This window comes from Acinetobacter sp. V116_7 (assembly GCF_056735735.1).
The window spans coordinates 69,284-86,493 of the sequence record NZ_JBWZIF010000016.1; the positions used below are offsets into that span (position 1 = coordinate 69,284).

Consider the following 17,210-nt stretch of genomic DNA (forward strand, 5'->3'; position numbering starts at 1 on the left):
TCCTTAATTTCTTCTCCATCCTTGCAAGTGCAATTATTCTCACCTTTTTAATACCTAATATCTTAATATTTTTTTTTCGAGACTCATGGGAACTAATGCCATTAGAGGGCTTATTTTTCTTCAGTTGTTTTTCTTTAATTTTCGCTATTACATATTGGATATTACTACTCAAAAGTATAAAAAAAGCAGCTAAACCATCAAATCTGAAATTCCCAAACTAGCCTTTGCCACTCCCCCACAAAATCCTTATACTTAGGGGCAATTTTTCTCATAAATTCGTGGATGCTACATGAGTCGCGCCATCTCGCACATTGATACATTTCAGGGCTTAATTCTTGCCCTACAAAACTATTGGGCCGAACAAGGCTGCGTCGTACTACAACCTTACGACATGGAAATGGGCGCTGGAACATTCCACACCGCAACATTCTTACGTGCTTTAGGGCCTGAGACTTGGAACGCGGCATACGTTCAACCTTCACGTCGTCCAAAAGATGGCCGCTATGGTGAAAACCCGAACCGTTTGCAACACTACTACCAATTCCAAGTGGTGCTTAAGCCAAACCCAGATAACATCCAACAGCTTTATCTTGATTCTTTAAAAGCAATCGGGATTGATACGCTTACTCACGATATTCGCTTTGTAGAAGACAACTGGGAATCTCCGACGCTTGGGGCTTGGGGCTTAGGTTGGGAAGTTTGGCTTAACGGTATGGAAGTAACTCAGTTCACTTACTTCCAACAAGTCGGTGGTGTTGAATGTTACCCAGTAACAGGTGAAATCACTTACGGTTTAGAACGTCTTGCAATGTACCTTCAAGGTGTTGACTCGGTTTATGACCTTGTTTGGACCAAAGGCCAATTTGGTACTGTGACTTACGGCGACGTATTCCATCAAAATGAAGTTGAACAATCGACTTATAACTTTGAATACGCTCCAGTTGAAAAACTATTTGAACTATTTGATTTTTACGAATCAGAAGCAAACCGTTTAATTGAAGCAAAACTTTCTCTTCCTGCTTATGAGCAAGTTGTTAAAGCATCTCATACCTTTAACTTACTTGATGCACGTGGCGCAATTTCTGTGACTGAGCGTCAACGTTACATTTTACGTGTACGTACTTTAGCGCGTGCTATCGCACAAAGTTATGTACAAGCACGTGCAGAGCTTGGCTTCCCAATGGCAGAACCACACCTACGTGATGAAGTATTGGCACAGCTAAAAGCACAAGCTGAAAGTGAAGCAGCAAAGGCGGAGAAAAACTAATGAGCAAACATACTGTTTTATTCGAACTTGGCTGTGAAGAGCTTCCACCAAAAAGCTTAAAAACTTTACGTGATGCATTACAGGCAGAAACGGTAAAAGGTTTAAAAGATGCGGGCTTAAACTTCGTATCAATTGAAGCTTATGCTGCTCCACGTCGTTTAGCGCTTAAAATTGTTGATATCGATGCTGCTCAAGCTGATACACAAAAACGTTTTGACGGCCCTGCTGTTCAAGCGGCTTACGATGCAGAAGGCAAACCAACTAAAGCACTCGAAGGCTTTATGCGTGGTCAAGGGATTACAGTTGATCAGCTTTCTACTTTCCAAGCAGGTAAAGTTGAAAAAGTTTGCTATTTAAAAGATGTAAAAGGTCAAAGCCTTGATGCTTTACTTCCACAGATTTTACAAACTGCATTAGACAATTTACCAATTGCTAAGCGTATGCGTTCTGCGGCAAGCCGTACCGAATTTGTACGTCCAGTGAAATGGGTTCTCTTACTTAAAGATGACCAAATTGTTGATGCGACTATTCAAGATCACAAAGCTGGTAATGTGACTTATGGTCATCGTTTCCATGCACCTGAAGCTGTGACGTTAGCGCATGCAAATGACTATTTAGCTGCTTTAGAAAAAGCTTACGTTGTTGCAAACTTTGAAAAACGTCAAGCAACCATTCAAGAACAAGTAAAGAAATTGGCTAATGAAGTTAACGCAACTGCGATTGTTCCAGCTGACTTACTTGATGAAGTAACAAGCCTCGTTGAATGGCCAGTTGCTCTTCGTGCAAACTTTGAAGAGCGCTTCCTTGCTGTTCCTCAAGAAGCACTTATTACGACGATGCAAGACAACCAGAAGTATTTCTGTTTGATCAATGCGGAAGGCAAATTACAACCTTACTTCATTACTGTTTCAAACATTGAGTCTAAAGACCCGACTCAAATTATTGAAGGTAACGAAAAAGTTGTTCGCCCGCGTTTATCTGATGCTGAATTCTTCTTCTTACAAGATCAAAAGCAACCACTTGCATCTCGTAAAGAAAAACTAGCAAACATGGTATTCCAAGCGCAACTTGGTACGCTTTGGGACAAATCAACACGTATTGCAAAACTTGCAGTTGCATTGTCTTCAATCACTGGTGCAAACCCAGCCGATGCTGAAAAAGCTGCATTACTTGCTAAATGCGACTTAACTTCAGAGCTTGTTGGTGAATTCCCAGAACTTCAAGGTATTGCGGGTACTTACTACGCGCGTATTGAAGGTGAAAACACTGAAGTTTCTGAAGCTTTAGGTGAGCAATATTTACCAAAATTTGCTGGTGATGTTTTACCAAAAACCAAAACAGGTACAACCATTGCCCTTGCTGACCGTTTAGATACGCTTGTTGGTATTTTCGGTATTGGACAAGCGCCAACAGGTTCTAAAGACCCATTTGCTCTTCGCCGTTCAGCAATTGGTATCTTACGTTTAATTATTGAAAATGAATTAGATGTAACGATTGAAGAGTTAGTGAATCTTGCACTTCAAGGTTATGGCGACATCGTTAAAGACCACGACAAGACTCGTGCTGATGCTGTTGCATTCTTGGAAGGCCGTTACCGAGCTAAGTACGAAGACCAAGGCGTTGCTGTTGATGTGCTTCAAGCAGTTCAAGCACTTGCACCGAAGTCTCCACTTGATTTTGACAAGCGCGTAAATGCTGTAAACCACTTCCGCGCATTGCCTGAAGCTGCGGCACTTGCTGCTGCGAACAAACGTGTTGCGAACATTCTTGCAAAAGAAGCTGCACCAGAAGGTTCTGTAATTGAAGCGAACTTGCTTGAAGATGCTGAAAAAGCATTATTTGCTGAGCTTCAAGCAGTTACACCTGTGGTTGAACCATTACTCGCAGCAAAAGACTACACTGCTGCCCTTTCTAAACTTGCAGCACTTCGCGCGCCGATTGATGCATTCTTTGATGGCGTAATGGTAATGGCAGATGATGCTGACCTGAAGGCAAATCGTTTACGTTTATTGGCTCAGTTACGTAACTTGTTTACTGCTGTGGCTGATGTGAGTGTGTTGCAGGGTTAAGATTATATAGAAATTAATTTTTGTATAATTAAGCTTTATTAAAACCATGTTTTCGATCTAAATCGGAAGCATGGTTTTTTAATACTTTTATCTTCTAATTTTATTCAAAATAATAAATGATTAATTTATGAACGCTCAATAAATAACAATTATTTACTTTTATTTTAGTTAATCCATAATTCAGCCAGCTTTAACAAATAATTACCTAACTTAATAAAGAATGATTGCAATGAAAAACTTAAATTTATTACTCATATCAACATTACTATTTACTGGATGTGCAACGACTAAATCGATTCAATATCCAGCAGCAGGTAAACAAACCTCTCTTTCTGTTTCTTCAGAACAACTTTCTTCAATGACTGAATCAGGTGCAGGTGATTACTTTGTAAAAGAAAGTCAAATATTAGTTGGTGATGCAAGTAGTGCTTCGGCCAGTCCAGTTTCGGGAATGTTTGGTCTTATCGGAGCAGGAGTCGCAATGGCAATTGATAAAAATGCAAATAGTACAGCTATTGAAAAAAGCTCTATTAATCAACCTATTAAATTTGACCAATTAATAAATCAAAAAATTAACGATTCACTCGCCCAAAATAAAGCAGATCCTACACTTAAATTACTAGATTTAAATCAGACTTCCGAAATTAAAATTGTGCCTTATTCACGCCTTTCTTTTCGTGAAAAGCCAATTGTAAAAGTAAATTTTGGTTTAAAAACCCAATTTAAAAATGCGGCAGACAATAATACAGATACAAAACGCTTATATCACTATGTAAGCAAGGAACGTATTTCTTTAGCTGAATGGGAAGCTCAAAATAATTTATTATTTATGAAAAAAGCAGATCAAGCATTTAGCGCTCTTAGCCAAGTATTCACTTTAGATTTACAACACCAATTAAATTTAAAAGCATTTGATGAGAATAAGCAAAAGAACTGTAAAACTAATGCAGATACATCCTTAGTTTCTTTTATACAAACTCCTGACAATTTATGTGTTGGTGTAGTTAAAACAAGTAAAGGAGATGTATTCGAAAATAGTATTTATATTGTTGAACAATAATAAATATTAACCAAAAAGACTAGAGAACTACTTAAATTTAAGTAGTTCTCTAATGTAATTAAACAAACAATTTAATTTCTTCTAAACTTTTTGATGGCTCAAACCACATAAAATCATAATCAGCTACATCATGAATATAAAACGGATCATTTTTCATAATTTCTTCAGCTTCTTGAATCGAAGAGCTTAGAACTAAAATTACCCCACCTACTCTATTTTCTCGGCGCCCTGATGCCAGAAATTTCTTTTGCTCATAGTAATGATCTAAAAATGCAATATGTTCTTTCAGTACAGCATCAACTTCGGCTAATGGTTTTTTATAGGTCAAGGTAACAACAATCATCTTATTCTCTTAAAGCAAGTAGCGTATGACATAGCATTAGTCTACAGATAGTTAATGATCTATAGATTATTCGATAGTACGTCTATTCCCTCAATTCATCCACATTAAAACTTTTTATAATAATGACCCTACACAGTAGCGCAATAATTAATTCAATTCCCTAACTTGTTTACGACGTTTATTGGTGTGAGTATTTTTCGCAGATAAGTCTTTATAATAATTTGATGTTTTCAAAAAATATCGTTATAAATTAGCTGCTTTTATTAATTAAGATTATATAAATGAAAAAGAATATCTTATTACTTGTTATTTCTATCTTATCCATTGGACAAATAGCCTGTTCTATAAATCCTCATCGGATCACTTTACCTGATACTACAAACCCTCCCGCTATAGAAAAGATTAATGTGGTTGGAATGTCTCGAAGTGAATTTCTAAATAAATTCCATCCGCCCGTAGTAAGTAGACTCATTGGTGATAAAAGGATAGATATGATCACTTATTATAAAATTAACAATAAACCAAAAGCATATGGAATGGCTTTATATAACGGCTTAGTAGCGAATACAATCGTGTCGACATTACACAATATAATGCCGAGTGAATTATCACTCGATTCCGTTGACGAAACAGTATCAATCTCAGACTCCGCACTTAAAAAAGAGAAAGTAGTAATTGAGATTACGTATGATTCCTCTAGTCATATTGAAAAAGTCGAAAGAGTAGAATAATTTAATTTTAAATCTTTATTTTTTGGCTATAACCAAACTTTTCATGGTGAAATTAATTAAAGTAAATTCTAAAAACTATTGAGGCATGCTGATTTAAGTGACTTTTTAATGAAATTAATATTCTCACTCTTAAATCAGCGCTCAATAACTGTCTCATTATTATCCACTTAGCTTGGTACACGAATTATTTTTTCCAATTCATCCATACCAAACTCCCCACAATAATTACTCCACCCAACAGTACAATCATGGATGGTTTTTCATTTAAGAAAAGAACCGCCAAACTCATCGCGACAATCGGCGAGCAATACAAAAAATTCGATGCAATCGTTAACGGCATATTTTTAAGTACATAGCCCCAAAGTACATAAGCCATCGCACTAGGAAAAATACCTAACAAGACAACCGACATATTGGCTTGCCAAGTGGCATGTAAAATTTCACTAGGCAAATGAGCACTATAAAAAAGTAAAGGAATGGTTCCGAACCAGATGATGTAGCACATCATGCTCAAGGCATCATAATTTAAAGCAAATTTTTTATATAAATTAAAATAAAGTCCCCATGCAATTGCGGCTAACACAATCAATAAACTGTAAGGGCTCGGCACACCAAAACCATGATCTCCACTAACCACCAACACGGCGCCGCAAAGACCGAGCAAAATACATAACCATTGTTTGAAACTAATTTTTTCCTTAAAAAGCAAAGCTGAAATAATAAAAGTAAATAACGGAATAGATTGACTCAAAATGCTGGAGGCAACCGCAGTCACATATTGTTGTCCGGTATTTATAAGTAAGTGATGTAGCGTTACAGAGAAAAAACCTAATACAGCAAGTGCAGGGACATCTTTCCACTTTAAAGGCTGAATGCCTTTTTTCATGACCAAAAGCAGTAAAAAAAATGATGCAATCAAAAAGCGGAGCAAGGCAATATGCTGCGGTGTATATGAATGCAAAGCACTATGTACGCCAATAGGTGAATAGCCCCAACAAAAGACGGTCACAGCAATACAAAAATAGAGCTTAAATGCGGGAGGCTGGGTTTCGGCAGCAAGAGAAATTGCCATGTTAAATCTGCACTAATGAAATGGAACACTTTCATCATATGCGCATGGATAGTTGAATAAAATTAACTTATATTGAGTCAAATATTCATTAAAAGTGAATGATAAAATATGGATATCGCACAGTTAAAAATGTTTCAGACCGTGGTTGAATGCGGAACAATGGCTAAGGCATCAATGCAACTACATTGTGTACCATCCAATATCACAACGCGCATTAAACAACTCGAAGAAGAACTAGGCGCACCGCTGTTTTATCGGGAAGGAAAAAGTTTAAAGCTCACTCCCTCTGGAGAAATTTTTCTTAATTATTGCCATAAAATTTTAGCGCTATGCGATGAAGCAAAACGTAGTATTCACCCTGATGCTCCACCCTCTGGCCCATTAAAAATTGGGGCGATTGAATCTACTGCCACAACTCGTCTACCCAACTTACTGGCGAAATATCATCAACGTTTTCCTGAGGTTTCCATTCAAATTATTACAGGCACTTGGAAACAGCTATTAGTCGATATTTCTCAACACAAACTTGATGGTGCAATTGTCGCGGGCAATATCGAGTTTCCTATGCTAAATAAACTTAGTATTTATCAAGAAGAAATGGTCTTGATTGCATCTCATTCTTTGGGAGAAATCCACAACCAAGAAGACCTGATTGGTAAAGAAATTTTTATGTGGACTGAAGGCTGTCCTTACCGAGCAGCTCTTGAAGAATGGCTTAAGCTCAAAAATATTTCACTTCCAATTACTAGCATTACCAGTTACGCCACCATTATCGGTTGCGTCAGTGCAGGCTCTGGTGTGTCTTTGGTACCGAAGAGTATTTATGAACAATATAAAAATTTAACCAATATTCGAGGCTATAAATTTGAACACCTTGCCTTTATGCAGAATCAATTTTTTTGGCATAAAAATGTGAGCAACCATAAAGCTAGAGACATGTTTTTAGATTTAATTAAGTCTGAATTTTGTTTATGAGTCATTGGGAGAATTACTTTATTGCGATCAAGTGATGATTTATCGTAATCAAATCGTATGGGTTTTATCTCATTGCAGTACAAGCTTTATTTTTAACAGTAAGATCACCACTTCATCTTTTGATTCTGGTTGGGGAGACTTATCCAAAATGAAAACCATACACATTTTATGTATTGCGACCTCTATATTGGCTTCATCGACCTTATTTGCTGAAACAACGCAACCACAACAAGTGGGTGAAACAACTTCTAAAGCACAACCTTATGGTGATAACCCAAGTTTAGGTCGTGTATTGTTATATAAAACTGGAAAAGGCATACAAAATTTAGGAGACTCTATTCAAGGAGCTTCTGAAAAAACCTCAAATAAAATTAGTGAAAAGTGGAAAAACACCAAAGAATTTACAGCTGAAAAAGCAGAGGTCGTTCAACAAAAAGCAGATACAGCCAAAGCTTTTACAGAAAATAAAATAGATCAAGCGAAGCAAAATATTACCAGTAGTCGAAACGGTGAAAATATTCCAATTGAACAAGGTGAGCTAAGTAAATCGAGCACAACAACTAACTAATTTGCTAGAACAGCGCGATAAATTCGCGCTTTTATAAATACAGATATTCATTTAGAACTATTGATCATCAACTATAAAGAGCTAGGAATCTGCCTTATGAATAGTCAAAAACTTCTCTTTTCAACACTATGCTGCTTAGCATTAACTGCATGTGCAACCTCTGCACCTCCTTCTTCATCTTATTCTCAGGCACAAGTTCTAGAGCAAGATACCAATATTGAAGCTTATCCATCAACTACAGGCAATGTAGCCAAACTCATTAAACAAGATAAGCAAGCTTGTATGATTGAATTTACGGGATATTTAGGGGGCGGACACGTTACTGAACACTGGGTATTTAACGATAAGGGTCTGATTTCAGCTACATCATTTACCCAACAATATCCTGATGAGTCAGGCATATTAAATCAGGCAACTAACTCTACAACCAAAAGCTCAACGACTTTTAATATTCAAGATCCAGAAATTCAGAATAATTTCAAAAAACTCCAAAATAACTTTAACCCAGCAAATTTAGAAAAGTGTCATTAATACTTTTTCCTAAAAAGCCCGTTGCAAAAGCTACCTTCTGCAACGGGTTATAGCTATTTTAAAAATTTCTTGGACCTAATTTAAAAAATTATAAATAAGCTATTAATTAATGGTTAAACCATTTGTTGCTGCCAGTAAATCAATACGTGGGAAAACCAAGCCCGTTCTTGAGTCAATAATTGGTTTACCTGTCGTTTTTAAACGGCTGATGGTTTGATCAATACTTTCTGTTGGACTCACGCTATTCGCTCGTAACAAAGCAATCGCACCTGCCACATGTGGTGTCGCTTGAGATGTACCTCCCATAGTGTAGCCACCCGCGGTAATCATTGCTCCCGGTGCCAATAAAGTCACAAGGCTACCACCATTACTGAAGCACGCTACTTTGTCTGCTGCTGTTGTTGGGTCAGAACATTTCACAGGATTCCCCCATGACACACCACCAATATTACTGTCATAAACAGCACCCACTCTTACTGCACCAGCAACACAGGCAGGAGATGAAATTCCATCTGAGAATGCATCATTGCCTGAAGCTACAACCGGAACCACACCAGCAGCTCGTGCATTAGCAAATGCTGTTCCATAACTGCTGTCGCTACACTCCGAAGTATATTTAACACCTGGTACGCCAAGACTTAAGTTAACTGCTTTAATATTGTAGGTTTGTGCATTATTTACAGCCCAGTTAATCCCTGCGAGGATATCACTATCATAAGCTGTGCTTACCCATTTACCTTGGGATCTGACCTTTCTAAACACATCAATGCCTATAATTTTGGTCTTGGTGGCAACCTTGGAGACAATGCCTGAAACATTACTACCATGCCCATCATCATCTAAAGCGCCATCATCTGGTGCACTATCAAATGAGTAAACTACGCGACAAGTATTTGACGGTGTATTTACTGCCGTACAACCAAAATCAGAATGAAGATAATTCACCCCTGTATCAATCACTGCAACACTCGAGCCTTCACCAGTGAAACCATTGGTATTTGCTTGTGGTTGATTAATTAAAGGTAAACTTTCATTGGTCGTGGTTTGATTAATACGATTTGGATAAACCGCTTTAACATTCGGATCATTGAGTAAAGAGACCAAAGCTTCGCGGTTACTAATCCGATAAAAAGCTAAAGGCAAATTATTGTAGTCTCGAAGTACTTGAACACCACCAGCACGGTTAAACCTTGCCTGTAAATTTTTCTTATTTGTTGCAATATAACTTCGCCGTTCTAACCCGGAAGGCACGCTCACCGAAGCAATATTGTATTCAACAATTAAATCATTCGAATCATTATTAACCAAGGCATCTAAATCGATTTTGCCCTGAAATACTTTTTGTTTTGCTGCCTGATTTAATCGCTGTTTAGCACCTTTAGAATCTAAAGGAAGAGCTGATGCAGTTGTACTTAAAATCGTACATAGACCTAATAGAAATAACGTTTTACTTTGCATTATTTTTCTCCGTAGTTTTTCAACTAACAATTTACTTATTTCGCTTTTATTTCATTTGCTGGATCTTTTTCTGGATCAATCGGTTGAATTGAAGGATCACTTTTTGTGTCATAAAAAGGAACAGTATCAGCTGATACCGATTGTGAATGAGTTGAATGTTGAGATAGATTTCTAGGTTGAGTAGGCTCCTTAAGTTTAGAAAGAAAAGACGATGTGTCTGGTTGTGGCGAATTCGACTCATGTAAAGCAGAATTAAACACATCAGATGCACCACTTGTGGGCTTTAAATAGAGAACAACGGCGATCAAGCCGACTATTACAAGAAGGGAAGCAATAATTTTCATCTGTCATATCTCTGTTTTTTTGTTTATAGATATCTATTTTTATTTTTGATTATTTGAAATAAAGCAGTATTTCTTAATATATTTTTCATGTGAAAAATATATTTAATGAAATACATAACCACTAAAAAGTTAAAATAACTTTATCCCGAATAAGCAAAAATACAGTTCTGCCCTGTACGTTTATATTTCTGGCAGAAGATGGTTCAAAAAAGTGCTAAAAAGCGCCTTATTCTCATAATAAGCAATAACTATGCCGTTTACTCCAATAAATAATGAGATTTACATCACATTTGAAGATATAGAGAGCAAATTCGAAAAAAACGAAATGAAAAAATTAAAAGGTGTTTTTAAAAAATTAAATAATAAGAATTCCTTTTGCTTAATTAGATTTTCTAATAAATAAATGTTCTTTTTCACTTTATTATTAATTTTTATTAATCTCCACAATTCCTCCCTAGTCTGTTTACTCAACGTAACACTGTTGTAACGTTTTGATGAAGTCAGTTCCCAAGCCCATATTCCCTTGGCTATGATTCGTTTGCGTTTATGAAATACCTCACTAAAAGGGTATATTCTTTGAAGGATATCGCAATGAAAATGATGAAAACAGCTATCGTTACTGCAAGTGTTCTTGCTTCTGCTTCTATTTTTGCACAAAGTGCGGGCGTTAATGCAGATGCTTCTGCTCAAGTAAATGTACAACCGGGTGGTCTTGTTAGTGGCGTAGCCAATACAGTCAAAAATACTGCACACACTGTAGGTAACACAGCAAAGCATGCTGGTCATGTCGCTGCTGACACTACAGTTAAAGCAACTAAAAAAACAACAGGAAAAGTGACTGAACTTTCTTCTAAAGCTGCAAATGGTACTAAACACATAGCAACTGAAGCTGCAACGGGTACCAAACACTTTGCTACCGAAGCTGCGACAGGTACTAAAAATGTAGCGACTAAAGCTGCAGCTGGTACTAAACATTTTGCTACCGAAGCAGTAACAGGTACTAAAAATGTAGCGACTAAAGCTGCAAACGGCACTAAAAACTTAGCAGTTGAGGCTAAAGCTGATACAAAAGCAGGTTTTGATGCTGTAAAGACTAAAGTTACAGAAAAACAAGCAGATCAAAAAGAATTTACTGCTGAAAAACAAGCTAATGCTCAAGCGCATGTAGATGCAGTAAAAACTCGTGTAGCTCAAAATCAAGCTGAGCAAAAAGAATTTGTAGCTGATACTAAAGCTGATGCCCAAGCACAGTTGAATGCAGCTCAACCAGCACATGCAATTAATGCTCAAACTGGTGTAAATGTTGGTGTTAACGTTGGCCCTGTTGGAGTTAACACAAACGCAAATATAAACGCTGGTGCTCAAACGTCTACACAAAAAGCTGAAAAGAAATCTTGGGTTAAAGGTCTTTTCGGTACGAACTAATATCTTATACATAAAAAAAGGGCAATTAATTGCCCTTTTTTTATTTCTTAAAAATCAAATGTTCAGCTGGTTTCAGTTAAAACCAAACCTGCACGTAAACCAATTTTCACATTTGGATTTGGAAATAAAATCCAGACTTGATCTTGCTCAACAACATAATTGCCAGAAGGTTGAGCTGCAATGATTTCACCTTTGGTAAAAGTCGAAAAATTTGGTGCTTCAGCCGATAAGTTCATCTGAAAATCTTCGTCTTTTTTAATTAAAGAGTCCGATACTTTAAAAACCCGAATTTTTGTTTTATTACGTGGTGGCAAAGCTTGCTCAGAAACCACATGACGAATCACTTCATCAATTGCAGCAAACTGGCTCAAGTCATTTTGTCCAAATGGTAAGGCTTTGCCTAACTCTAACGTTGCGCTCGCAGCTTTAAAATTTTCACTGGTAAAATGTGTAAAGGTTTTACCGACCGCATTGTGGTAAACCAAAGCGTCCAAGTCAGCTGATTCAAGGCTCGCTGTCAAATCTGCATCATAAGCATGCGTCTGATAGGGAAATAAAGCAAACGTTGGCAACAAAGAAGCACGAATTGCGGTGTGCAAATCATAGTGATAACGTTTTGCTTGGCTTGAACTTTCCTGAAAAAAAGTCGTGACCACTTGCTCTAAAACTTCAGCACGTTTTGACTCTTCAGTCACAGGTAGAGTTTTATATCCACCACAAAACATTCGGTTTACATCGTCATGCACATAACGTTTACCTTGACGCATTGCATAAGGATTACCCAGTACAAACAGTAATCTCACAGCAAGGTTTAAACGTCCTGCAAACAAATCTGTGCATAGATGAGATAACAATTCAATTGGTGCTGTTTCATTACCATGTACTCCAGCTGACAGTACGACAGCTTTGTCGTACTGTGCATTTGGCGTACATTCAAGAAGTCCTTCACCTAACCAACGCCAAGAAAAATTATCTTGTTTTCCTTCGCGGGTTTTAGGTTGCTCACCTTGTAAGGTTAATGCTAGAAAATCTTGCATGTCACCTCCTCATTATTTTTGGAAAGGATAGACCGAACCCAAACCTAAAATTTTGGTCAGTTCATCGAGTGCCATACGGCTTTCCATCAATAAATGCGGATCAGCCAAATCTTCTTGCGCTAAGCGATCACGATAGTGTTTATCTACCCATTGATTGAGTGTGCCAAACAACTGATCGTTCATGAGAACTTTTGGATTTACAGCATTTAACTCAGTTTCGTTTAAAGCTACGCGTAAACGTAAACATGCCGGACCACCACCATTACGCATACTTTCACGTAAGTCATATACCTGAATAGCATCAATTGGTGTACCCATCTGAACCATATCGTTCAGATAACCCCAAACTGCCTTATTCTGGCGAGACTCTTCTGGCACAACAATGGTCATTCCACCATCTGGACGAGTCAAAATCTGGCTATTAAATAAATAAGTTGCTACGGCATCATCAACAGTAACGCGGTTTTCAGGAACTTCAATCGAGATAAAATCTTCACCGATGCTTGCCATTTTCTGGCGAATTTCAGCAAAAGCTTGATCTTGATTTAAGAATGCATGTTGATGATGGAATAAAACCTGCTGGTTACTTACCGCGATAACATCGTTATGGAATACACCCTGATCAATTACATCCGGATTTTGTTGAACAAAAACAGTATGTGCATCATCTAAACGATGCAAACGTGCAATTGCTTCACTTGCTTCACGCGTCTGACGAGCTGGATAGCGTTTTGGTCCTGGTAAACCATTATTTAAATGTTGTTGACCATAAACAAATACTTGAACACCGCGCTTAGCATAATCACCACCTAAACGGTTGTGATTTGCTGCACCTTCATCACCAAACAAGGCCACTTGTGGTAAAGCTTCATGATGAACAAAATGACGTTCATTTTTAAAGATCGCTTGTAGGACCTGACTTGTAGTTTCAGCCTCAATTGAACGGTGAAACTTATTATTCAAGTTCGCTGCTGTAAAATGCACGCGTTCATCTTGGCTATCTGCCGAAGGTGAAACAGTTGCCGCATTTGCAGTCCACATTGGCGAAGCTGAACTTAGCGATGATAATAGTTCAGGTGAATGACGCATTGCTTGAGCAACAACGCTAATGTCATCTCCTGTAAAACCTAAGCGGCGTAACATTGGAACATGTGGGCGCTCATGCGGAACAAGCACACCTTGTTTCATTCCCATGTCAGCCAAGGCCTTCATCTTTAGCAGGCCCTGTTTAGCTGCTAATTTTGGATTCGAGGCGTTATTACGATTTTTTGTCGATGCTTCATTACCAAACGACAAGCCCGCGTAGTGATGTGTTGGTCCCACCAAACCATCGAAATTTACTTCATATCCTTTCATTTTTCTTTCCCTAGTGTTTAAGGCAACACAATCCCTGGAGATAATTTTTCTGGTAAGGTTAAGCTGTCACTTTCAAGTGAAGCCATTGGCCAAGCACAATAATCAGCTGCATAAAAAGCACTTGCGCGGTGGTTACCAGATGCACCGACACCACCAAAGGGTGCAGCACTTGAAGCACCTGTTAATGGCTTATTCCAGTTCACAATACCGGCACGCGCTTCAATAAGTACTTGATCAAACAGTGCACGTTTTGGTGAAACCAGACCAACAGACAAACCAAAGCGAGTTGCATTCGCAATTTTTAATGCTTCTTCAAAGTTGTCATAACGTTGAATCGTCGTAAGCGGACCAAAATATTCTTCATCTGGAATATCCGTGATGCCTGTTACATCAACAATGCCTGGAGTAAGTAACGAACTATCTTCTTGCGGACGCGTCATTGGCAACAAGCTTTTTGCGCCAAGCTCAAGCAATTTTTGCTGAGCAAGCATCATATTTGATGCGGCAACTGACGAGATAACGCCACCCATAAATGGTTGTTGCTCATCGTTCCAACGACCAACTTTTAGATTTTTAGCAACTTCAACGAAACGTTGAATAAATGCATCACCTTCTGCGCCATTTTTCACCAAGATACGGCGTGCACATGTACAACGCTGACCCGCCGAAACAAATGCAGATTGAATAGTGAGATTAACTACAGCATCGACATCAATAATTTCATCAATAATCAATGCATTATTGCCACCCATTTCAAGCGCAAGGATTTTCTCAGGTGCACCCGCCATTTGCTTATGCAAGTGATAACCCGTGTTTGCACTTCCGGTAAACAATAAACCATCAATTTCATGTGAAGCAGCTAACGCTTCACCAGTGGTACGACCACCTTGCACCAAGTTCATAACACCATTTGGCAAACCAGCTTGCTGCCAAAGTTTTACAGTTTCTTCAGCAGTCCAAGGTGTTAATTCGCTTGGTTTAAATACCACGGTATTACCTGCTAGTAATGCAGGAACAATATGCCCATTTGGTAAATGGCCCGGGAAGTTATATGGACCGAAAACTGCAAGCACACCATGTGGACGGTGACGTAAAGATGCTACACCATCGGCCATTTCAGTTGAGCTTTCACCTGTACGCTGATGATAAGCACGGATTGAAATCGCAACTTTGCCAATCATTGATTGAACTTCAGTTAATGTTTCCCAAAATGGCTTACTGGTTTCTTGGCTAATTACTTCTGCTAAATGCTTTTTATTTTCTTCAAGCAAAGCTGCGAATTTCTCAACAATCGCTACACGTTCTGCAAGTGGCAAACGTGCCCATGCTGGAAATGCAGTACGCGCTGCCTGACAAGCTTGCTCTACATCAGCAGCAGTTGCTTCAGCACCTGACCATACAGTTTGGTTATCAACTGGATTTGTTTTTTCAAATGTTGTGCCGCTGCCTTGTAACCAGACACCGTTTATAAATAAAGAGTTTGACATCAGGATACTTCCATTGGATTTAGTGATAACACACGAACAACGTGACCTTCTTGTACACCGAGTTTTTCAGCTTGTTCATGTGTTAAATTTATAGTGTTATCAACAAGATCAAGCTTCATCAACATTGCCTTATAGTCATGATAATTATCATTGGCAACGAGATATTGGGTCTTACCGACCGCAGCTTCACTTGTAATTTTGACGTTTAAAAACTGACTTTCTTTTACTGCCCGCAATTCATCAATATTGGCTTCAATGGTTGGACCCGCATCAAAAATATCGACATATCCTTGATAGCGTAAGCCTTCTGACTCAAGCACATGGTAAGCAGGCAAAGTTTGTGGGTGCATTTTTCCAATCACCTCTTGCGCATCTTTTGGCAAGAGATCTACATAGACTGGAAAACGTGGCATAAGCTCTGCAATAAATACTTTTTGCCCAATTCCACTTAAATAGTCTGCTGTTGAGAAATCCATATTAAAGAAATGGTGACCAATCGCATCCCAAAATGGAGAACATCCATTTTCGTCTGAGAAACCACGCATTTCAGCAATTAACTTTTTCTCGAAATATTGCTTAAAGGCAGCAATAAACATAAAACGGATTTTCGATAAGAATTTACCGTTTTGGTTTTCACGACGCTCTGGATCTAAAAATAATGTACAGAGTTCACTACTACCCGTTCTGTCATTACTCAAAAATAAGGTAGGTAGTGACTTATAAACGTTTAGTGCTTTTGAAGCGTGTACTTGAGTACCAACATGAAAGTTGTACCAAGGCTCAATGAGTCCTACAGCAACTTCAATTGCGCTTAAACCAATAACACGTTGAGCTTCTGTATCTTCAAGAACAAACAGATAGCCTTGTTCACTTTTATGGACATTGCCATTTAAAGTATTGCGAGTACGTGAAATTCGAGCCGAAAGTGTATCCATATTTTGTGGCAAGGAAGTCAGGCCTACACCCGACTTACCCGCTAATTTATAAATATCTTCAAGGTCTCGAAACTCGGCATGACGGACGATCATCATGGCTAGCTTTCCTTTTTTTTATTTAGCCAATTTAGCCAACGCTCTTTTTAAACGAGCAATCCCTTCATCAATATCTTGTTCAGGAATGATAAGCGACGGAGTAAAACGAACTACATTCGGGCCTGCAATTAAAGCAAGTAAACCTTCTTCACCCGCCCAAGTCGTAATATCTTTAGCTTTCCCTGCATACTCAGCTTTTAATTCACAACCAATCAATAAACCTTGACCACGAATTTCTTCAAAAATCTGATGTTCAGCGTTTAATGCATTTAGTGCATCGAGGAAATATTGATGACGATGCTTCACACCTTCGAGTACTTCAGGCGTATTAATAAACTCAAATACTGCACCTGCAACTGCACTTGCTAACGGGTTACCACCATAAGTCGTACCATGTGTACCCACTGAAAAATGCGGAGCAAACTTATCTGTTGTTAACATTGCACCCACTGGGAA

At 38.3% G+C, this 17,210-nt stretch carries 17 protein-coding genes; 8 read left to right on the forward strand and 9 right to left on the reverse strand.

The features are described from left to right. Positions 1 to 289: 289 nt before the first annotated feature. The 3 genes from glyQ to AC1PJP_RS07695 all read left to right on the forward strand — a co-directional run bounded on the left by glyQ (position 290) and on the right by AC1PJP_RS07695 (position 4,396). The gene (gene glyQ, locus AC1PJP_RS07685; protein WP_002044989.1) at positions 290 to 1,267 is read left to right on the forward strand and encodes a glycine--tRNA ligase subunit alpha; all 978 of its coding nucleotides are present in this window, start codon (positions 290 to 292) and stop codon (positions 1,265 to 1,267) included. Further along, the gene (glyS, locus tag AC1PJP_RS07690; RefSeq protein WP_479766763.1) at positions 1,267 to 3,336 is read left to right on the forward strand and encodes a glycine--tRNA ligase subunit beta; all 2,070 of its coding nucleotides are present in this window, start codon (positions 1,267 to 1,269) and stop codon (positions 3,334 to 3,336) included. The genes glyQ and glyS overlap by 1 nt, the downstream gene beginning before the upstream one ends. Before the next feature lie 229 nt (positions 3,337 to 3,565). Then, a complete protein-coding gene (locus AC1PJP_RS07695; RefSeq protein ID WP_323739890.1) occupies positions 3,566 to 4,396 on the forward strand; it encodes a hypothetical protein in 831 nt (276 codons plus the stop codon). A gap of 58 nt (positions 4,397 to 4,454) precedes the next feature. Here AC1PJP_RS07695 and AC1PJP_RS07700 read toward each other — a convergent pair whose 3' ends face one another. Further along, positions 4,455 to 4,739, reverse strand: a complete 285-nt coding sequence (locus AC1PJP_RS07700) for a YciI family protein (protein ID WP_479766764.1) — start codon at positions 4,737 to 4,739, stop codon at positions 4,455 to 4,457. 281 nt (positions 4,740 to 5,020) lie between these two features. Here AC1PJP_RS07700 and AC1PJP_RS07705 point away from each other — a divergent pair, with 281 nt between their 5' ends. Continuing rightward, positions 5,021 to 5,470: a hypothetical protein gene (locus tag AC1PJP_RS07705; RefSeq protein WP_479766765.1), complete on the forward strand. Its 450-nt coding sequence runs from the start codon at positions 5,021 to 5,023 to the stop codon at positions 5,468 to 5,470. Between the two features lie 184 nt (positions 5,471 to 5,654). On the opposite strand, the gene AC1PJP_RS07710 is transcribed toward AC1PJP_RS07705, so the two are convergent. Further along, positions 5,655 to 6,542 carry a DMT family transporter gene (locus AC1PJP_RS07710; RefSeq protein WP_479766766.1) on the reverse strand — a complete coding sequence of 296 codons (888 nt, stop codon included), beginning with the start codon at positions 6,540 to 6,542 and terminating at the stop codon, positions 5,655 to 5,657. 108 nt (positions 6,543 to 6,650) lie between these two features. On the opposite strand from AC1PJP_RS07710, the gene AC1PJP_RS07715 reads away from it, so the two are divergent. The 3 genes from AC1PJP_RS07715 to AC1PJP_RS07725 all read left to right on the forward strand — a co-directional run bounded on the left by AC1PJP_RS07715 (position 6,651) and on the right by AC1PJP_RS07725 (position 8,616). Next, positions 6,651 to 7,517: a LysR family transcriptional regulator gene (locus AC1PJP_RS07715; RefSeq protein ID WP_479766767.1), complete on the forward strand. Its 867-nt coding sequence runs from the start codon at positions 6,651 to 6,653 to the stop codon at positions 7,515 to 7,517. 148 nt (positions 7,518 to 7,665) lie between these two features. After that, positions 7,666 to 8,085, forward strand: coding sequence for a hypothetical protein (locus tag AC1PJP_RS07720; protein ID WP_479766768.1), 420 nt, complete (start codon positions 7,666 to 7,668; stop codon positions 8,083 to 8,085). A 96-nt stretch (positions 8,086 to 8,181) separates the two neighbouring features. Next, a complete protein-coding gene (locus tag AC1PJP_RS07725; RefSeq protein ID WP_013196749.1) occupies positions 8,182 to 8,616 on the forward strand; it encodes a hypothetical protein in 435 nt (144 codons plus the stop codon). Positions 8,617 to 8,718: 102 nt separating this feature from the next. Here the strand turns inward: AC1PJP_RS07725 and AC1PJP_RS07730 are convergent, their stop codons facing one another. Both AC1PJP_RS07730 and AC1PJP_RS07735 read right to left on the reverse strand, forming a co-directional pair. Then, on the reverse strand, positions 8,719 to 10,074 hold the full coding sequence (locus AC1PJP_RS07730) for a S8 family peptidase (RefSeq protein ID WP_416662905.1): 1,356 nt from the start codon (positions 10,072 to 10,074) through the stop codon (positions 8,719 to 8,721). 35 nt (positions 10,075 to 10,109) lie between these two features. Next, complete coding sequence (locus AC1PJP_RS07735; RefSeq protein WP_013196747.1) at positions 10,110 to 10,418, reverse strand: hypothetical protein; 309 nt, start codon at positions 10,416 to 10,418, stop codon at positions 10,110 to 10,112. Positions 10,419 to 11,009: 591 nt separating this feature from the next. Here AC1PJP_RS07735 and AC1PJP_RS07740 point away from each other — a divergent pair. Beyond that, on the forward strand, positions 11,010 to 11,843 hold the full coding sequence (locus tag AC1PJP_RS07740; protein WP_005301114.1) for a hypothetical protein: 834 nt from the start codon (positions 11,010 to 11,012) through the stop codon (positions 11,841 to 11,843). Between the two features lie 62 nt (positions 11,844 to 11,905). Here the strand turns inward: AC1PJP_RS07740 and astE are convergent, their stop codons facing one another. The 5 genes from astE to AC1PJP_RS07765 all read right to left on the reverse strand — a co-directional run. Then, positions 11,906 to 12,880, reverse strand: coding sequence for a succinylglutamate desuccinylase (gene astE / locus AC1PJP_RS07745; RefSeq protein ID WP_323739884.1), 975 nt, complete (start codon positions 12,878 to 12,880; stop codon positions 11,906 to 11,908). 12 nt (positions 12,881 to 12,892) lie between these two features. Beyond that, positions 12,893 to 14,236, reverse strand: a complete 1,344-nt coding sequence (astB, locus tag AC1PJP_RS07750) for an N-succinylarginine dihydrolase (RefSeq protein WP_004789725.1) — start codon at positions 14,234 to 14,236, stop codon at positions 12,893 to 12,895. A 17-nt stretch (positions 14,237 to 14,253) separates the two neighbouring features. Continuing rightward, positions 14,254 to 15,723, reverse strand: a complete 1,470-nt coding sequence (gene astD, locus AC1PJP_RS07755) for a succinylglutamate-semialdehyde dehydrogenase (RefSeq protein WP_013196744.1) — start codon at positions 15,721 to 15,723, stop codon at positions 14,254 to 14,256. After that, positions 15,723 to 16,754, reverse strand: coding sequence for an arginine N-succinyltransferase (astA, locus tag AC1PJP_RS07760; RefSeq protein ID WP_005301103.1), 1,032 nt, complete (start codon positions 16,752 to 16,754; stop codon positions 15,723 to 15,725). The genes astD and astA overlap by 1 nt, the downstream gene beginning before the upstream one ends. An 18-nt stretch (positions 16,755 to 16,772) precedes the next feature. Continuing rightward, on the reverse strand, positions 16,773 to 17,210 hold a 438-nt coding region (locus AC1PJP_RS07765), incomplete at its 5' end, for an aminotransferase class III-fold pyridoxal phosphate-dependent enzyme (protein ID WP_479766769.1).

Excerpts from the sequence above, each read along its gene's own strand:
- AC1PJP_RS07730 (WP_416662905.1), bottom strand. The coding sequence starts at position 10,074 with ATGCAAAGTAAAACGTTATTTCTATTAGGTCTATGTACGATTTTAAGT.
- glyS (WP_479766763.1), top strand. The coding sequence starts at position 1,267 with ATGAGCAAACATACTGTTTTATTCGAACTTGGCTGTGAAGAGCTTCCA.
- glyQ (WP_002044989.1), top strand. The coding sequence starts at position 290 with ATGAGTCGCGCCATCTCGCACATTGATACATTTCAGGGCTTAATTCTT.
- AC1PJP_RS07720 (WP_479766768.1), top strand. The coding sequence starts at position 7,666 with ATGAAAACCATACACATTTTATGTATTGCGACCTCTATATTGGCTTCA.
- AC1PJP_RS07700 (WP_479766764.1), bottom strand. The coding sequence starts at position 4,739 with ATGATTGTTGTTACCTTGACCTATAAAAAACCATTAGCCGAAGTTGAT.
- AC1PJP_RS07715 (WP_479766767.1), top strand. The coding sequence starts at position 6,651 with ATGGATATCGCACAGTTAAAAATGTTTCAGACCGTGGTTGAATGCGGA.
- astD (WP_013196744.1), bottom strand. The coding sequence starts at position 15,723 with ATGTCAAACTCTTTATTTATAAACGGTGTCTGGTTACAAGGCAGCGGC.
- astE (WP_323739884.1), bottom strand. The coding sequence starts at position 12,880 with ATGCAAGATTTTCTAGCATTAACCTTACAAGGTGAGCAACCTAAAACC.
- AC1PJP_RS07740 (WP_005301114.1), top strand. The coding sequence starts at position 11,010 with ATGAAAATGATGAAAACAGCTATCGTTACTGCAAGTGTTCTTGCTTCT.
- astA (WP_005301103.1), bottom strand. The coding sequence starts at position 16,754 with ATGATGATCGTCCGTCATGCCGAGTTTCGAGACCTTGAAGATATTTAT.
- AC1PJP_RS07705 (WP_479766765.1), top strand. The coding sequence starts at position 5,021 with ATGAAAAAGAATATCTTATTACTTGTTATTTCTATCTTATCCATTGGA.
- astB (WP_004789725.1), bottom strand. The coding sequence starts at position 14,236 with ATGAAAGGATATGAAGTAAATTTCGATGGTTTGGTGGGACCAACACAT.
- AC1PJP_RS07725 (WP_013196749.1), top strand. The coding sequence starts at position 8,182 with ATGAATAGTCAAAAACTTCTCTTTTCAACACTATGCTGCTTAGCATTA.
- AC1PJP_RS07735 (WP_013196747.1), bottom strand. The coding sequence starts at position 10,418 with ATGAAAATTATTGCTTCCCTTCTTGTAATAGTCGGCTTGATCGCCGTT.
- AC1PJP_RS07710 (WP_479766766.1), bottom strand. The coding sequence starts at position 6,542 with ATGGCAATTTCTCTTGCTGCCGAAACCCAGCCTCCCGCATTTAAGCTC.
- AC1PJP_RS07695 (WP_323739890.1), top strand. The coding sequence starts at position 3,566 with ATGAAAAACTTAAATTTATTACTCATATCAACATTACTATTTACTGGA.